Origin of the sequence: Streptomyces sp. NA02950 (assembly GCF_013364155.1) — a bacterium.
In the GTDB taxonomy this organism is placed as follows: Bacteria; Actinomycetota; Actinomycetes; order Streptomycetales; family Streptomycetaceae; genus Streptomyces.
This window is the reverse complement of the sequence record NZ_CP054916.1, coordinates 6,459,839-6,476,005: the sequence shown is the minus strand read 5'-3', so window position 1 is coordinate 6,476,005 and position 16,167 is coordinate 6,459,839. Positions and strand designations below refer to the sequence as shown.

General features: G+C 69.0%; 15 protein-coding genes. 5 read left to right on the top strand and 10 right to left on the bottom strand.

Annotated features, from left to right (window positions below; translation table 11 throughout):
* Window positions 1–66: 66 nt before the first annotated feature.
* Window positions 67–1,143 carry a TerD family protein gene (locus HUT19_RS28405; RefSeq protein WP_176183173.1) on the top strand — a complete coding sequence of 359 codons (1,077 nt, stop codon included), beginning with the start codon at window positions 67–69 and terminating at the stop codon, window positions 1,141–1,143.
* Window positions 1,144–1,191: 48 nt separating this feature from the next.
* On the opposite strand, the gene HUT19_RS28400 is transcribed toward HUT19_RS28405, so the two are convergent.
* From HUT19_RS28400 to HUT19_RS28375, 6 genes are all read right to left on the bottom strand, one after another.
* On the bottom strand, window positions 1,192–1,917 hold the full coding sequence (locus HUT19_RS28400; protein WP_176183172.1) for a TerD family protein: 726 nt from the start codon (window positions 1,915–1,917) through the stop codon (window positions 1,192–1,194).
* 111 nt (window positions 1,918–2,028) lie between these two features.
* Window positions 2,029–3,198 (bottom strand): DUF475 domain-containing protein, encoded by a 1,170-nt coding sequence (locus tag HUT19_RS28395; protein ID WP_176183171.1) that lies wholly within the window; start codon window positions 3,196–3,198, stop codon window positions 2,029–2,031.
* A gap of 51 nt (window positions 3,199–3,249) precedes the next feature.
* A complete protein-coding gene (locus tag HUT19_RS28390; RefSeq protein ID WP_176183170.1) occupies window positions 3,250–3,825 on the bottom strand; it encodes a TerD family protein in 576 nt (191 codons plus the stop codon).
* Between the two features lie 162 nt (window positions 3,826–3,987).
* Entirely contained in the window at window positions 3,988–4,563 is a 576-nt protein-coding gene (locus tag HUT19_RS28385; RefSeq protein ID WP_176183169.1) for a TerD family protein, read from the bottom strand.
* A gap of 157 nt (window positions 4,564–4,720) precedes the next feature.
* Window positions 4,721–5,179 (bottom strand): peroxiredoxin, encoded by a 459-nt coding sequence (locus tag HUT19_RS28380; protein ID WP_176183168.1) that lies wholly within the window; start codon window positions 5,177–5,179, stop codon window positions 4,721–4,723.
* Between the two features lie 115 nt (window positions 5,180–5,294).
* Entirely contained in the window at window positions 5,295–5,735 is a 441-nt protein-coding gene (locus HUT19_RS28375; RefSeq protein WP_176183167.1) for a DUF3052 domain-containing protein, read from the bottom strand.
* Window positions 5,736–6,203: 468 nt separating this feature from the next.
* On the opposite strand from HUT19_RS28375, the gene aceE reads away from it, so the two are divergent.
* From aceE to HUT19_RS28360, 3 genes are all read left to right on the top strand, one after another.
* Window positions 6,204–8,933, top strand: a complete 2,730-nt coding sequence (gene aceE / locus HUT19_RS28370; protein ID WP_176183166.1) for a pyruvate dehydrogenase (acetyl-transferring), homodimeric type — start codon at window positions 6,204–6,206, stop codon at window positions 8,931–8,933.
* A 712-nt stretch (window positions 8,934–9,645) separates the two neighbouring features.
* The gene (locus tag HUT19_RS28365; RefSeq protein ID WP_176183165.1) at window positions 9,646–11,520 is read left to right on the top strand and encodes a C1 family peptidase; all 1,875 of its coding nucleotides are present in this window, start codon (window positions 9,646–9,648) and stop codon (window positions 11,518–11,520) included.
* A 68-nt stretch (window positions 11,521–11,588) separates the two neighbouring features.
* Window positions 11,589–11,909 (top strand): protease inhibitor I42 family protein, encoded by a 321-nt coding sequence (locus HUT19_RS28360; protein WP_176183164.1) that lies wholly within the window; start codon window positions 11,589–11,591, stop codon window positions 11,907–11,909.
* 177 nt (window positions 11,910–12,086) lie between these two features.
* Here HUT19_RS28360 and HUT19_RS28355 read toward each other — a convergent pair whose 3' ends face one another.
* The 4 genes from HUT19_RS28355 to HUT19_RS28340 all read right to left on the bottom strand — a co-directional run bounded on the left by HUT19_RS28355 (window position 12,087) and on the right by HUT19_RS28340 (window position 15,304).
* Entirely contained in the window at window positions 12,087–12,644 is a 558-nt protein-coding gene (locus tag HUT19_RS28355) for a TetR/AcrR family transcriptional regulator (RefSeq protein ID WP_176187400.1), read from the bottom strand.
* A 5-nt stretch (window positions 12,645–12,649) separates the two neighbouring features.
* Complete coding sequence (locus HUT19_RS28350; protein WP_176183163.1) at window positions 12,650–13,012, bottom strand: DUF1304 domain-containing protein; 363 nt, start codon at window positions 13,010–13,012, stop codon at window positions 12,650–12,652.
* A 121-nt stretch (window positions 13,013–13,133) separates the two neighbouring features.
* Entirely contained in the window at window positions 13,134–13,535 is a 402-nt protein-coding gene (locus HUT19_RS28345) for a peptidase inhibitor family I36 protein (RefSeq protein WP_176183162.1), read from the bottom strand.
* Window positions 13,536–13,699: 164 nt separating this feature from the next.
* A complete protein-coding gene (locus tag HUT19_RS28340) occupies window positions 13,700–15,304 on the bottom strand; it encodes an MFS transporter (protein WP_176183161.1) in 1,605 nt (534 codons plus the stop codon).
* Window positions 15,305–15,422: 118 nt separating this feature from the next.
* Between HUT19_RS28340 and HUT19_RS28335 the strand changes: the two genes are divergently transcribed.
* Window positions 15,423–16,094 carry a TetR family transcriptional regulator gene (locus HUT19_RS28335; protein ID WP_176183160.1) on the top strand — a complete coding sequence of 224 codons (672 nt, stop codon included), beginning with the start codon at window positions 15,423–15,425 and terminating at the stop codon, window positions 16,092–16,094.
* Window positions 16,095–16,167 lie beyond the last annotated feature (73 nt).

Genomic DNA, 16,167 nt, shown 5'->3' with positions numbered 1-16,167 from the left:
GCGCACCGCCTCCGCCCCCGCACCCTGCGTTGTCCCGGGGCCGTCCGGGAGGGCAGGATTGCGGCCATGACGCACGCGATGCTGAAGGGATCGAACATCCCGCTCGAGACTACGGCCATACGAGCGGTGCTGCGCTGGACCCCCGGCACCGACGTACCCGATGTCGACGCCTCGGCGCTGCTGCTGGCCGAGGACGACCGCGTGCGTTCGGACGAGGACTTCGTCTTCTACAACCAGCCGCGGCACCCCTCGGGCCTGGTCCGCCATCTGCCCAAGAAGCGGTTGCCGGAAGGGCTGACCGACACCATCGAGGCCGAGCTGTCCGGCCTGGAGGCGGGGGTGCGCCGGGTGGTGCTGGCCGCGTCCGCGGACGGCGGCACCTTCGGACAGGTACGGGATCTGAGCCTGGTGCTGTACGACGCGTCGGCCGCGACCGACGCGGAACCGATCGCGATCTTCGAGGTGCAGCCGGAGACGGGCAGGGAAGCCGCACTGATCTGCGGGGAGCTGTACCGGCGCGAGGACAGCTGGAAGTTCCGCGCGCTGGGCCAGGGCTATGACACCGGACTGGTCGGTCTGGCCACCGAGTACGGCATCTCGGTGGACGACGGCGAGGACGAGGGCGCGGCGCCCGCGCCGGGTGAGCCGGAGGACGCGACCGAGCCCCCGTCCGCCTCCGCCGCACCGCCGTCGCCCCCCTCCCCGACTCCGCCTCCCGCACCGGCCCCCTCGTCCTCCCCCACCCCGTCGCAGGCCGAGACCCAGGCGCTGCCGCCGCAGGCACCCGCGCCCGGCTACGGCTATCCGCCGCCGCACCCCCAGCCGCACCCCCCGGGGCCGACCCCGGACCCGTGGGACCCGCAGCGGATGACGCCCGCCGCGGCGCAGGGGGACGGTCACGGCTATGTGCCGCCGCAGCCCAGCGCGCCACCCCCGCCGCCGCCCGCGGGCTATCCGCAGCCGCCGGCGCAGCAGCCCTACCCGCCACAGCCGTCCTACGGCTATCCGCAGCCGCCCGCGTACGGCTATCCGCAGCAGGTGCAACGGACCGGGCCGGTACCGCCACCGCCTCCGCTGCCCGCGCCGGTGCCGGACCCCAACTTCACGCTGCCGCCGCAGGGGCCGCAGTTCCAGAACCGCTAGCGGGACCTCTCCGGCCCCGGCCGGGGCCGGAGAGGGCGCGGCGCGGGGCTACACCTTGGCCTTGTAGCCGCGGCCCCACTGGAGACCCCAGCCGTACAGCCGGTCCAGCTCGGCCTGGAAGCCGTAGACGTACTTCACCTCGCGGCGCACCACCATCTCGCCCTTGACGTTCTCGATCATGACCACGGCGCAGGAGCGGGCCTGCGGGGCCCGTTCGTGCAGGGCGATCTCCACCCGGGGGCCATTGCTCGGGTAGAGCGTGACCATGCCATGGGTGCGGTCGAAGGCGGGGGTGCCGTCGTAGATGTAGACGAACACCAGCAGCCGCTTGATGTCGTCCTTGTGGTCCATGTTGATGTAGATCGTCTCGCCGGAGCCCGATCCGAACCGGTCGTCCCCGCTGAGCTTGACGTACGGCGGCTCGTTGAGATTGCCGAAGAAGTTGCCGAGCGGCTGGACCACCCCCTTGGAGCCGCTCTTCAGCTCGTACATCACCGCCAGGTCGAGGTCGACGTTGACCATGGCGGGCCCCTGGGCCTGCACCACCGCGGGCTTGAACATCCGCAGCGGATGGCGCAGCGAGCCGCGCCCGGACTCGTTGAAGTCCGAGGTCCGCATCTGCCAGGAGAGGTTGATCCGGAGGTTGCCGCTGGCGGCGCCCTGCTTGGTCAGGGAGATCACGGAGTGCCGCTTGGTCAGCTCGACCACTCCGGACGCGTCACCACTGTCGAACTCGCGCCACGCGGACCGCCCCCAGTTGCTCCAGAACGCCATCGTGCGCACCCCCACCCTTCATGGCTTCCGCCTGCGTGAACTGCCGCGGGGCGGCCGGGAGCTGAAAACTCTCGGCCGCCCCGCTCAGAGCGTTCCTCAAACGCCCCCCGGTCACACTCCGGAGGTGACTTCCGTCTTTGGCTCGGAACCCTCGCCCGCTTCGTGTTCCCGGCGGTTGCGCACCACCGAGGACCAGTACGAGGCGCCGATCAGCACCACACCCACCAGGCCGGTGATGACCTCGTTGATCTCGTACTTGATGGTGGCGAGCAGGATCAGGGCGAGCGCGCCGATGGCGTAGTGCGCGCCGTGCTCCAGGTAGACGTAGTCGTCCAGGGTGCCCTTGCGGACCAGATAGACGGTCAGCGACCGGATGTACATCGCGCCGATGCCCAGACCCAGCGCCATCTCGAAGATGTCGTTGGTGATCGCGAAGGCGCCGATGACGCCGTCGAAGGAGAACGACGCGTCGATGACCTCGAGGTAGAGGAACATGAAGAACGCGGCCCTGCCGGCCAGGCCGACCACGGTGGCGCCACCGCTCCGGCCGTTCTTCGCGGCCGGGGCCGGCTCCTCCGCGTCGTCCTTGCCGCTCTTCTCGTCGCTCTCGTCCTCGTCGTCCTCCTCCTCTTCGAGCTTGTCCTCGAAGTAGCCCGAGATACCGCCGACGATCAGATAGGTGACCAGACCGGCGACACCGGAGAGCAACACGGTGGAGCTCTTGTCACCGCCGCCGTGGGCCACATCGGTGGCCACGGTGGTCGCGGCGACCAGCAGGGTCACCAGGGCGATCACGATCGAGAAGGTATCCAGCTTGCCCAGCTTGGCCAGGGGCTTCTCCAGCCAGGCCAGCCACTTGATGTCCCGATCCTCGAAGATGAAGTCGAGGAAGATCATCAGCAGGAACATCCCGCCGAAGGCCGCGATCGCCGGATGCGCGGCCGTCACCAGGTGTTCGTACTTGTCCTTGTTGTTGATCGCGAGATCCACGGCCTCCAGCGGCCCCATCTTCGCGGTGATGGCGACGATCACCACCGGGAAGACGAGGCGCATACCGAAGACGGCGATCAGAATGCCGATGGTCAGGAAGATCTTCTGCCAGAAGGCGTTCATCTTGCGCAGAATGCCCGCATTGATGACCGCGTTGTCGAATGAGAGCGAAACCTCCAGGATCGAGAGGATCCCGACGATCGCGAGCCCCTTCCACCCCCAGAGGACGCCGGCCAAGGCCAGACCGCCCGCCGTTACGGCGAACGACCAACCAAAGGTTTTGAGGAGCACAGGCAACCCAATCCTTCTTCGTAAGGTCTCCCCCGCGCGCTGTACGCGGCTTTACGAAACGTTGACCCCGAAGTCTAGAGCGATGCCGCGCAGCCCCGACGCGTACCCCTGCCCCACGGCCCGGAACTTCCATTCACCGCCGTAGCGGTAGACCTCGCCGAAGATCATCGCGGTCTCGCCGGAGGCGTCCTCGGAGAGATCGTAGCGAGCCAGCTCCTGACCGTCGGCCTGGTTCACCACCCGGATGAAGGCATTGCTGACCTGCCCGAACGTCTGACGCCTGGCATCGGCGTCATGGATCGAGACCGGGAAGACGATCTTGTCGACCTGGGCCGGGACCTGGCTGAGGTCGATCAGCAGCGACTCGTCGTCACCCTCGCCCTCACCGGTGAGGTTGTCACCGGTGTGCTCCACCGAGCCTTCGGGGCTCTTGAGATTGTTGTAGAAGACGAAGTACTCGTCTCCGAGCACCCGCCCGTTCTGACACAGCAGTGCGCTGGCGTCGAGGTCGAACGGCGCTCCGGTGGTGGAGCGCGCGTCCCAACCCAGGCCGACGAGCACCTGTGTGAGATTCGGCGCGGCCTTCGAGAGGGAGACATTGCCTCCCTTGGCGAGCGTAACGCCCATGATCCTGGTTCCTCCCCGGGTGTTGCGTGCGCGAAGCGCATCCGGCGCCGCACTCCTGCCTGGGTGCAGGGATGCGGCGCCGGGCGCGGTGGTGCCGTCGCGGCCGCGGGCGCCCACCCGAGGTGCGCACGCGCGGTCCACGGATCGCCGTGGCGGCGCTCGTCAGACGTTGACGCCGAAGTCCTGCGCGATGCCACGCAGCCCCGAGGCGTACCCCTGGCCGATGGCGCGGAACTTCCACTCCGCCCCGTTCCGGTACAGCTCGCCGAAGACCATGGCGGTCTCGGTCGAGGCGTCCTCGGACAGGTCGTAGCGGGCCAGCTCATTGCCGTCGGCCTGGTTCACGACGCGGATGAACGCGTTGCGCACCTGGCCGAAGCTCTGCTGGCGGGACTCGGCGTCGTAGATCGACACCGGGAACACGATCTTGGCGACATCGGCCGGGACCCCGGCCAGGTTCACCTTGATCTGCTCGTCGTCGCCCTCGCCCTCACCGGTGAGGTTGTCACCGGTGTGCTCCACGGAGCCGTCCGGGCTCTTGAGGTTGTTGAAGAACACGAAGTTCTGGTCGTTGCCGACCTTGCCCTCGGCGTTGGTCAGCAGGGCACTGGCGTCGAGGTCGAAGTCGGTGCCCGTGGTGGTGCGGGCGTCCCAGCCCAGACCGACGATGACCGCGGTCAGGTTCGGGGCTTCCTTTGACAGCGAGACGTTGCCGCCCTTGCTGAGGCTGACTCCCACGAGTCCTCCCAAAAAAGGTTCGTCAGGAGCACTGCGTGCCCCCTCATGGTGGATGCGGATACCTTCGGTGAGCCTTGCGGAACCCATAAGGATCAACGCGTCGATCCTAGTGAGCGGTTCCCGGCGGCTACAGGGTTTCGCGGCTTGCGGCCGAGACTCAGAGCGTCTCGAGGGCCTTCACGTACTCGTTGAGGTCCCGGGCGTCGGGCAGACCGTTGACCACGGTCCAGCGCACCACGCCCTCCTTGTCGATCACGAACGTGCCGCGCACCGCGCAGCCCTTCTCCTCGTCGAAGACGCCGTAGGCGCGGCTGGCCTCGCCGTGCGGCCAGAAGTCCGACAGCAGCGGGTACTCCAGCCCCTCCTGCTCGGCGAAGACACGCAGGCTGAAGGGCGAGTCGTTGGAGACCGCGAGCAGCTGCACCTCGTCGTTGACGAAGGTCGGCAGCTCGTCGCGGAGGGCGCACAGCTCGCCGGTGCACACGCCGGTGAAGGCGAACGGGTAGAAGAGGAGCACGACGTTCTTCTCGCCCCGGAAGTCGGAGAGCCTGACCGTCTCTCCGTGCTGGCTCTTCAGCTCGAAGTCGGGGGCCTTGGTACCGACCTCTATCGCCATGGGATGTCCCTTCGCTCTCTCGCTCATGTGATCCGTTACGGTGGCGTCCACCCTACGCGCCGAGCCCCCCTCCGAAAGCGAACGGAGGGGGGCTCGGCTGTGTGGTTTCCCGGTCTCAGCGCTTGCTGGTGCGGGCGGCCTTCGGGGTGACCAGGCGGCTGCCGGTCCAGTCCTTGCCCGCGTTGAAGCTCTTGGTCTGGGACAGGCCGGCGGTGGTCGCGGCCTCGTTGATGTCGCTCGGCTCGACATAGCCGTCACGGCCGGTCTTGGGCGTCAGCAGCCACACCGGGGCGCCGTCGTCGATCATCTGGATGGCGTCCACCAGCGCGTCCGTCAGATCACCGTCGTCCTCTCGGAACCACAGCACCACGGCGTCGGCCACGTCGTCGTACTCCTCGTCGACGAGCTCCTGGCCGGTGATCTCCTCGATGACCTCGCGGAGCTCCTGGTCGACATCGTCGTCGTAGCCGATCTCCTGGACCACCTGCTCGGGCTGGAAACCCAGCCTCGCGGCCAGGTTGGTCCGCTCCTCCGCGTGGTCCGCGGTCGCGCTCACGGATTGCCTCCTGTCATCTTTCGTTCACTCTTCGGATCCGGCGACCCCGCGCGCGTACGCGAGGGGCATGGGGCGTAGTCCACACGGGCCGGGCGGATCGCGCAAGTACCCGGCCAGCGATCCCGCCCAAACGTTGACGTCTCGCCGCAACTCCCATCATGGAGGAACGGCGCGAATCAGCGGGTAGCCGCCTCGATTGCCCCATTATGTCCGGCTTACGTGTGTGTATCGCCACCCTACGCCGACCCGGAGCCGAACGGTCGTACGCAGGTGCCCTCCGTCGTGGGCGTAAGGTTGCGATTTGGCCGTCACACCCGACCGGCCCGCAGCGCCCATCTCGCCAGGTGGCGGTTACCACCCAGTAGAGATGACGTATCCCGTACCCGAGGTACACGATGGAGACCGGCGCGACCAATAGAGCACGAATCCATCTCCGTGCACCGCACGACCGAAAAGCGAAGGAATAGCGTGGCTTCCGGATCCGATCGCAACCCGATCATCATTGGCGGCCTTCCCAGCCAGGTCCCGGACTTCGATCCCGAGGAAACCCAGGAGTGGCTCGACTCGCTCGACGCAGCCGTCGATGAGCGTGGCCGGGAACGTGCCCGCTACCTGATGCTTCGCCTGATCGAGCGCGCCCGCGAGAAGCGGGTGGCCGTGCCCGAGATGCGCAGCACGGACTACGTCAACACGATCGCCACCAAGGACGAGCCGTTCTTCCCCGGCAACGAGGAGATCGAGCGCAAGATCCTGAACGCGACCCGCTGGAACGCGGCGGTGATGGTCTCCCGGGCCCAGCGTCCGGGCATCGGGGTGGGTGGCCACATCGCCACCTTCGCCTCCTCCGCCTCGCTGTACGACGTGGGCTTCAACCACTTCTTCCGCGGCAAGGACAACGACAGCGGCGACCAGATCTTCTTCCAGGGCCATGCCTCCCCCGGCATCTACGCCCGGGCCTTTCTGCTGGACCGGCTGACCGAGGCGCACCTGGACGGATTCCGTCAGGAGAAGTCCAAGGCCGGCCACGCCCTGTCCAGCTATCCGCACCCGCGGTCGATGCCGGACTTCTGGGAGTTCCCGACCGTCTCCATGGGCCTGGGCCCGCTGGGCGCGATCTACCAGGCCCGGATGAACCGCTACATGGAGTCGCGCGGTATCGCCGACACCTCCGCCTCCCATGTGTGGGCGTTCCTCGGCGACGGCGAGATGGACGAGCCGGAGTCGCTCGGCCAGCTCTCCCTGGCCGCCCGTGAGGGCCTGGACAACCTGACCTTCGTGGTCAACTGCAACCTCCAGCGGCTCGACGGCCCGGTGCGCGGCAATGGCAAGATCATCCAGGAGCTGGAGTCGCAGTTCCGCGGGGCCGGCTGGAACGTGATCAAGCTGGTGTGGGACCGCAGCTGGGACCCGCTGCTCGCCCAGGACCGCACCGGTCTGCTGGTCAACAAGCTCAACACCACGCCGGACGGTCAGTTCCAGACGTACGCGACCGAGACCGGCGCCTACATCCGCGACCACTTCTTCGGTGACGACCAGCGGCTGCGCTCCATGGTCGAGCACATGACCGACGACCAGATCCTGCACCTGGGCCGCGGCGGTCACGACCACCGGAAGATCTACGCGGCCTACGCGGCGGCCAAGGCCCACAAGGGCCAGCCGACCGTGATCCTGGCCCAGACGGTCAAGGGCTGGACGCTCGGCCCGAACTTCGAGGGCCGCAACGCGACCCACCAGATGAAGAAGCTGACCGTCGACGACCTCAAGGGCTTCCGCGACCGGCTGCACCTGCCGATCCCGGACAAGGAGCTGGAGTCCGGTCTGCCGCCGTACTACCACCCGGGCCGGGACTCCGAGGAGATCCAGTACATGCACGACCGCCGCAAGGCGCTGGGCGGCTACGCGCCGACCCGTGTCGTGCGCGCGAAGCCGCTGGCGCTGCCGGGCGACAAGACCTACGCGGCGGTGAAGAAGGGCTCCGGCCAGCAGTCGATCGCCACCACCATGGCGTTCGTCCGGCTGCTGAAGGACCTGATGCGGGACAAGGAGATCGGCAAGCGCTTTGTACCGATCGCGCCGGACGAGTACCGCACCTTCGGCATGGACTCGCTCTTCCCCTCGGCGAAGATCTACAACCCGCTGGGCCAGACCTACGAGTCGGTCGACCGTGAACTGCTGCTGGCGTACAAGGAGTCCCCGACCGGGCAGATGCTGCACGACGGCATCTCCGAGGCGGGGTGTACGGCCTCGCTGATCGCGGCGGGCTCGGCCTACGCCACCCACGGCGAGCCGCTGATCCCGGTCTACGTCTTCTACTCGATGTTCGGCTTCCAGCGCACGGGCGACCAGTTCTGGCAGATGGCCGACCAGCTCGCGCGCGGCTTCGTCCTGGGCGCGACCGCCGGTCGTACGACCCTGACCGGTGAGGGTCTCCAGCACGCCGACGGCCACTCCCAGCTGCTGGCCTCGACCAACCCCGCGGTCGTCGCGTACGACCCGGCGTTCGGCTTCGAGATCGCCCACATCGTGCAGGACGGTCTGCGCCGGATGTACGGCGAGAACAGTGAGGACGTCTTCTACTACCTCACCGTCTACAACGAGCCCATCCAGCATCCGGCCGAGCCGGAGAACGTGGACCGCGAGGGCATCCTCAAGGGACTCCACCGCTTCAAGGAGGGCGAGAAGGGCGCGATCCCGGCGCAGATCCTCGCCTCCGGTGTCGCGGTGCCGTGGGCGGTCGAGGCCCAGCGCGTGCTCGCCGAGGACTGGAACGTGAAGGCCGATGTCTGGTCGGCGACCTCCTGGAACGAGCTGCGCCGTGACGCGGTCGAGGCCGAGGAGCACAATCTGCTCCACCCGGAGGAGGAGCAGCGCGTTCCGTACGTCACCCGGAAGCTGGCGGACGCGGAGGGCCCGAAGGTGGCCGTCTCCGACTGGATGCGTGCCGTTCCGGACCAGATCGCGCGATGGGTGCCGGGCACCTACCAGTCGCTGGGCGCCGATGGCTTCGGCTTCGCCGACACCCGGGGAGCGGCGCGCCGCTTCTTCCACATCGACGCGGAGTCGATCGTGCTCGGGGTGCTGACGGAGCTGGCCAAGGAGGGCAAGATCGACCGCTCGGCGCTGAAGCAGGCGATCGACCGCTACCAGCTGCTGGACGTGGCCGCGGCCGACCCGGGCCCGGCGGGCGGCGACGCGTAGCCGTCCGCGACGGCGCTGACCGGATATGACCGGACGCGGGGCGGGCTGGACCTCCAGCCCGCCCCGCGTTTCGTGTGCTCCCGGCTCACTTCAGGGCGACGGCAGAGTCGTCGCCCTGGCGGATCGTGACCGAGCCGGAGTCGCCCGGTACCGACCACACGTCGTCGGCACCCCCCGTACTTGTAGACGGCGTCACCGGCCGGGTACAGCCGTGCGCTTATGCGGGGCGTTTTGAGGCCTGGAATTCATTCATGAGGACGGCAGTCAGCCGACCATGCGCCTGAGCCAGGTGTAAAGCCGACCTGAGCGTCTGGTAATTGCTCAGCCAAGCACCAGAAGCAGTGCGGCCGCGACCAGCTCCTGGAGGGGCCCGATCGGGTCGGAGACGACCCGCCTGGGATGCCCGGGTGCGTCCCGACCTGCCCTTCAGTTCACTCCCGTAACTCCAGACAAATGCGCCCACCAGACAAGCGTTCGCAGTGAGAAAAAATCATTCAAACGGATCCGGAATTCCCCTACCGGCCCATTGTGACGCTCCTTCGGTCGTGGCTATGTTCCTGACCGTTGCCCGAAAAATCGGGACACGAGTCCAGCGCCCCTGCGCACTGCGGAGCAGCAGCGCGAAGGGGCGGGCAGCCGCGCCGAAAACGCTTTCCGTAGGCGGTCTCCGGAGCAGAACGGTGCGGCCCGGAATTGGGGGGAAGAGATTTCCATGGTCACATACGGAGAAATCCGCACGGCACTGCACCGCGGCGAGGCGCGCTGGAACGTCAACGAAGGGGCGGGCGACGAGGCGCAGGTGCCGGTGTACGCGCTGGGCGTTCCGAGCGACGAGCACCTGGTGCCGGCCGCCGAAGCGCCGCCGGTCGACCTGGCCGCACTGCTGCGGCAGAATCCGACAACCAACCAGATGCTGGCCGCCCGTCGGGCGGCACTCGGGCTGCCCAGCGGGCCACTCGCCGTCGACCAGAACCTCATTGCCCGTGCCGCGCCGCAGAACGGCGTCGACGAGGCGGGGTTCAGCGCCCAAGTGGACTGGCGCAACCGCTGGGGAACCAACTGGGTCACCCAGGTCAGGGACCAGAACCCGTGCGGGTCCTGCGTGGCGTTCGGAACCACCGCGGTGGTCGAGAGCCGGGTGCGGATAGAGCACGCCGTATGGACCGTGCGCTCCGAGGGCGACACCCATGACGGCCAGGGCCTGCGGTGCGCGGACGGTTCCTGGCCGAACACCTATTTCGACTGGATCAAGGGACACGGGATCGCCGACCCGGCCTGCTGGCCTTACCACACGGACAACGCCCCGTACCGGCCGACAGCGGATCGCTCGGGACGGACGGTGAAGATGGACGGATATACCCAGTTGGGGTCGACCGACGACCAGAAGCGCTGGCTGGACACGGTCGGTCCGATCAGCTGCTGCATCGAGGTGCCCGACGACTTCTTCGCCTACCGCACCGGCGTCTACCACAAGACGGTGTCGCACATCGCGGGCCTGCACTGCGTCGCGATCGTCGGCTACAGCGACCCTGACCGGTGTTGGATCGCCAAGAACTCCTGGGGGCGTGCCTGGGGCGACGGAGGCTACGTCCGCATCGGCTACGGGGAGATCCGCATCGACGAGTTCGCCAAATACGGCGTGCTGTCCACCAACCCCGACCCGTGGACCAAGCGCCGCCTGCACAACGGCAACCTCTACGAGAGCGGAAACGGTGCCACCCACCGCAACTTCGAAATGCTGGCCACCGCCGAAGGCCGGCGCATCCGGCACTGGTGGCGGGACAACACGGCAACGGGCTTCCCGTGGGCGCAGGCATCCGAGTTCGGCCTGGACGCCGCGTGCTGCCCGACACTCACCAGCACTACCTTCAACCGCAACTTCGAGTCGGTGCACCTCACGGACGCGGGTCGGCTGCACCATTGGTGGCTGGACCAGAACAGCGGCAAGTGGAACGACGGCGGCATCTTCGGCCCGGCCAACGCAGCGGGTGTGCCCGGATTCATCCAGTCCAACTACGGCGCGCCCGGCAACTTCGAGGTCGTGGTGCGGCTGGGCACCGGCGTGCTCCAGCACTGGTGGCGCGACGGCGGCGGCTGGCACGCGGGGCCGACGTTCGGCTCCCATGTCGCCTTCAGCGGCGCCTCACTGGTGCAGAGCACCTACGGCACCCAGGGAAACTTCGAGCTGGTGTGCACCCTGGGCACCGGCCAGATGCAGCACTGGTGGCGGGACAACGACCACGGCATGGTGTGGCGGCCGGGACCGCTCTTCGGCTCCGGGATCGCCGGCCCGCCCGTGATGATCCAGGGCCAGTACGGCATGGCCACCGAGAACGGGACCGGAAACTTCGAGCTGTGCGTGGCCGCCGGCGGCCGCGTACAACACTGGTGGCGCAATAACTCGGCCGACATGAGCTGGCACTGCAGCGCCGTCTTCGGCCACGATATAGCCGCGGTCACCGGACTGGTCGAAGGCAGTTTCGGCTTCAACCTGGAGATCGTCGTGCTCCGCACCGACCGCCGCTTGCAGCACTACTGGCGCGACGGCGCCGGCTGGCACGAGGGCCCGGTCATCGGCCAGGCCTGACCGCCGCGCACGAGGCCCCGAGCCGCCCGCGGCCCGGGGCTCCTGCCCCCGTCGAACGGACCGCCCGCATGACCGCCCCGCACAGGACCCTCACTCTCCGGCCCGGTGAACGGCAGGAGCTGCGGCTGCCGACGCTCAGCGCCGCCGGCTACACCTGGACCTGGCAACTACAGGGAGACGCGGAGGCCGTCGAGGTCGTCCAGGGGCGCCCGCCGGCCGAGGAACTGGCAGGCCGCCCCTTCGGCACCTCCGCCGACACCTTGTTCACCCTGGCGGGGGTGCGGCCCGGCCGGGCCCGTCTGCACCTGGCACACCGCCGGGTTTGGGAGCGGGACAAGCCTCCGCTGGAGCAACGTAGCTACGACATCACGGTCCAGCCCACCCCGTAGAGCTCCACGCGACGGCCACCGTGCCACCCGTCTCGGCGGACCGCCGGACATCCCCTCGCTGCCGCCACCCCTCCCGCGGCAGGCGGACGTAGCTCCACGGGCGTGCGGAGGCGTCCGGGACGCACCGAGGACGGGTGAACACCACGGCAGGCGACGGCCGTCGGAGCGGCGGGCCCGTCAGGGCAGCGGGGCGCGGTGCAGGGTGACGAGCAGGCACCAGACCCGCTGCGCGATCTGGGCGGGAGTGGCCCGGATGAGGCCGTGCAGCCAGTCGGCGAGCACCCCGGCGAAGGTCGCGGCCACGGCCGAGGCCACCAGTTCCGGCTCCGGCGCGCCGGCCAGCGTGCGTTCGGTGTGGCTGCGGGCGCGCAGATCCTGGTGGAGTACCAGGCCGAGCGGGCCGCCGCCGCCCGGGCGCAGGAGTTCCCGGTAGAGGCCGGCGTGCGGGGTGAGCTGGTCGAAGAAGGTGCGCAGGGCGGGCGGCGGGGTGGCGGGGTCGGGGGTGCCGCGCCAGGCGTGCAGGGCGTCCACCGCATCGCGGACGATATCCGCGCAGGCGTCGACGGCGAGCGCCTCCAGGTCGGTGTAGTGGAGGTAGAAGGTGGCGCGGCCGACCCCGGCCCGGCGTACCAGGGCGGCGACGCTGACCGCGGCCAGCGGGCGCAGGCCGCACTCCTCCAGCAGGGCCTGGCGCAGCTTGGCCCGGGTCCGGGCGGTGCGGGGGTCGGCCTGCACGGCGGTCACCGGGCCAGCAGGACGGCGGCGAGCGCCAGCCCCCCGGGCAGCGCCTGCGCGACGAGGATGCGCCGGTTCGTGGTGAGGCCGCCGTACAGCCCGGCGACGAGCACGCAGGCGAGGAAGAAGACCTGGACCCGGAGCCCGGTCGGGTCCCCGGCGGCCAGGCCCCAGACCAGCCCGGCCGCCAGGAATCCGTTGTAGAGGCCCTGGTTGGCGGCCAGCGGGGCGGTGGCGCGGGCCAGGGCCGCATCGAAGCCGGAGAGCTCACGGCCCGGCTTCTTCTCCCACAGGAACATCTCCAGTACCAGGATGTACGCGTGCAGGGCGGCCACCAGGCCAACCAGCACATGCGCGGTCGTCTCCATCGGTGCCCCCACTTCATAGACAGGTGCTCATAATACATAGACAGCTGTCTAGGATGCTCCCGTCGCGGGCACTGCCCGGACGCCGGGCGGGCTGGACCTCCAGCCCGCCCGGCGCCGGTCCTCAGCGCTCCCAGATCTTGAAGGCCCGTACCCGGTAAGCGGTTTCCGGGGCCCAGGTGCCGGTGGGATAGGTACGGAACTCACCGGTCTCGGCGCACTCCGCGCTCTGGTACGCGGTGACCGGCCGCCCGGTGCGGTTGGCCAGCGAGGCGGCCCAGCCGCCGGACGGCAGGGCGACACAGCTCTCGATGTCGGTGCCGGCCAGTTCATGGACCTGGCGCGGTCCGGTGAAGCCGGTTCCGTGCCACAGACACAGCTGTCCGGCGTCACAGTCGCCGAGCCGTGGTGGCGGTGCGGCGTGGACCGGTGCCGCCGTGGCCGCCGTGAGGGCCAGGGCGAGCGCGGAGAGGGCCGCGGTGACGGTCGTGGTGACGATGGCGCGCGTCGGGCGCGTTGGGCGCATGGTGAACGAACTCCCCGTGTGGACACAGCAGAAACGGGAGTCAGCCTGTCGGCCGACTCCCGCTGTGCGCCACGGAGTTGAGCGAGGGTCACCCTGATAGGGGGTGTCCCACCCGGATTCCGCAACCGGTTTCCCTCAGAGGTATCCGGGGGATCCCGTACGGGTCAGATATGTCCCGCCCCGGCGCCCGCCTCCGCGTTCGCCCCGCGCTTGGTGAAGGCCGCGACCACGGCGGCGATCACCGCGACCACCCCGGCGACCACGAACGCGAGGCTCATCCCCGACACGAAGGTGTCATGTGCGACGCCGGTGATCTTCCCCGCGAGCTCCGGCGGAGTGCCCTTGGCGATCGGCGCCCGGCCGACCTCGACCGCCTCGGACGCCTTGGACATCTGCTCGCCCGAGACCGGCGGCAGCTTGGCGCCGGCCCATTTGCCGGGCAGTTCGTCGTCCACCTCGGCGGCCATCACCGCACCCAGGACGGCCGTCCCGATGCTGCCGCCGACCTGCATGGACGCCTGCTGGAGACCTCCGGCGACACCGGACAGCTCGATCGGCGCGTTGCCGACGATGACCTCGGTGGCACCGACCATCACCGGGGCGAGGCCGAGGCCGAGCAGACCGAACCACAGGGACATCTCCGTGGTGGAGGCGTCCACGTCCATCGTGGAGGCGCCGAACAGCGCGACCGCGGTCAGCGACATGGCGACCACCAGCGGAACCCGCGGTCCGACCTTGGTGATGACGGCGCCCGCCAGCGGCGAGGACACGATCATCATCGCGGTCAGCGGCAGTAGGTGGAGCCCGCTCTTGACCGGGCTCATCCCGTGCACGTTCTGGAGGTAGAAGGTGACGAAGAAGAGTCCGCCCATGAAGCCGAACGCCATCAGCACCATCAGCACGGTCCCGGCCGACAGCGGGACGGAGCGGAACATGCCGAGCGGGATCAGCGGTTCGGGAGTGCGGGTCTCCCAGAAGGCGAACACCACGAAGCAGACCGCCGCGAGGCCCAGGAAGAGCAGCGTCGCGGGGTCGCCCCAGCTCCACTCCGAGGACTTGATGACCGCCCAGATGAGGCAGAACATCCCGCCGGACAGCAGCAGGATGCCGGGGATGTCGAAGGACTTCGGGGCCTTCTCGGCGCGGTGGTCGACCAGGATGAACAGGCCGAGGGCCAGGGCGAGCAGACCCACCGGCAGATTGATGAAGAAGACCGACTGCCAGTTGACGTGCTCGACCAGCAGCCCGCCGACGATCGGTCCGCCCGCGGTCGAGGCGCCGATGACCATGCCCCAGACGCCGATCGCCATATTGAGCTTCTCGGCGGGGAAGGTGGCGCGCAGCAGGCCGAGCGCCGCGGGCATCAGCAGCGCGCCGAACAGGCCCTGGAGCACCCGGAAGGACACCACGAGCGGAACGGTCGAGGAGAAACCGATGGCCGTGGAGGAGAGCGCGAAGCCGACAACACCGATGAGGAAGGTCTGCCGGTGGCCGAAGCGGTCACCCAGCTTGCCCGCCGTGATCAGCGCGACGGCCAGGGCGAGCAGATAGCCGTTGGTGATCCACTGGGCGTCGGCGAGCGAGGCGCCGAGGTCCTGGGCGATGGCGGGGTTGGCGATGGCGACGATGGTGCTGTCGAGGGCGACCATGGCCACCCCGAAGGCGACGGTCAGCAGCGTCAGCCAGGGATGACCCCGCAGCCCCTTGCGGGGGTCGGATATGGGCGGAGGTTCCGCCGCCGTACCGGCGGCGGTGGTCGAAGACGTCATGTCCGGAGGCTAATGTCAGCCTCTGACATTTGACAAACGGATTCATCCGCGGGTTGCTGACTACTTCCCCACAGGTATCGTGAGCAGCCCGAACGCAGCAGGAAGCGAGAGCCGACAGGTGACAACGGACGAGGCGGGAGCGGCGGTGGTGACGCCCGCGCCGACCGGACTGCGCGAGCGGAAGAAACGGCGCACCCGGAGCGCCCTGGTGCGCACCGCCTTCGAGCTGTTCACCCGTCAGGGGTACGACGAGACCACGATCGACGAGATCGTCGAGGCGGTGGACGTCTCCCAGCGCACCTTCTTCCGGTACTTCGCCAACAAGGAGGAGGTCGCCTTCGCCACCCAGGGGGCGGCGGAGGCGCTGTGCTTCGACGCGCTGTGCGACCGGCCCGCCGACGAGGCACCGCTGAACGCCCTGCGCAACGCCGTCCTGGACGCGTGGGACCGGATGGGCGAGACCCTCGAGGAGCTGGTGCCCACCGAACTCCATCTGCGGATGTACCGGGTGATCGAGTCGACCCCCGCCCTGCTCGCGGTGCATCTGCGCCGGACCATGGAGCTGGAGGAGCGGCTGGCCCGGGAGATCGCCCGCCGCGAGGGGCTGGACATCGACGAGGACCCGCGCCCGCGCCTGGTGGTGGCGATGTTCGGCGGGGCGGTCCGGGTCACCGGGAAGCTGTGGGGCGAGGGTGACGACACCAGCCAGGCGGCGCTGCGGGACATCGCCGCCCGCCAACTCGACCATGTGGGACCGGCACTCGCCGAACATTGGAGCAAAAACGATTAAATCGGACATAGCCCCCACGTTGGGTGGCCCCCAAACGTGATATGACTCACGGCATTTGGCGACCACCACCGCG

Coding starts and splice junctions, on each gene's coding strand:
- HUT19_RS28340 (WP_176183161.1), bottom strand. CDS start 15,304: ATGACGTCTTCGACCACCGCCGCCGGTACGGCGGCGGAACCTCCGCCC.
- HUT19_RS28405 (WP_176183173.1), top strand. CDS start 67: ATGACGCACGCGATGCTGAAGGGATCGAACATCCCGCTCGAGACTACG.
- HUT19_RS28360 (WP_176183164.1), top strand. CDS start 11,589: ATGACCGCCCCGCACAGGACCCTCACTCTCCGGCCCGGTGAACGGCAG.
- HUT19_RS28365 (WP_176183165.1), top strand. CDS start 9,646: ATGGTCACATACGGAGAAATCCGCACGGCACTGCACCGCGGCGAGGCG.
- HUT19_RS28390 (WP_176183170.1), bottom strand. CDS start 3,825: ATGGGCGTTACGCTCGCCAAGGGAGGCAATGTCTCCCTCTCGAAGGCC.
- HUT19_RS28380 (WP_176183168.1), bottom strand. CDS start 5,179: ATGGCGATAGAGGTCGGTACCAAGGCCCCCGACTTCGAGCTGAAGAGC.
- HUT19_RS28350 (WP_176183163.1), bottom strand. CDS start 13,012: ATGGAGACGACCGCGCATGTGCTGGTTGGCCTGGTGGCCGCCCTGCAC.
- HUT19_RS28400 (WP_176183172.1), bottom strand. CDS start 1,917: ATGGCGTTCTGGAGCAACTGGGGGCGGTCCGCGTGGCGCGAGTTCGAC.
- HUT19_RS28345 (WP_176183162.1), bottom strand. CDS start 13,535: ATGCGCCCAACGCGCCCGACGCGCGCCATCGTCACCACGACCGTCACC.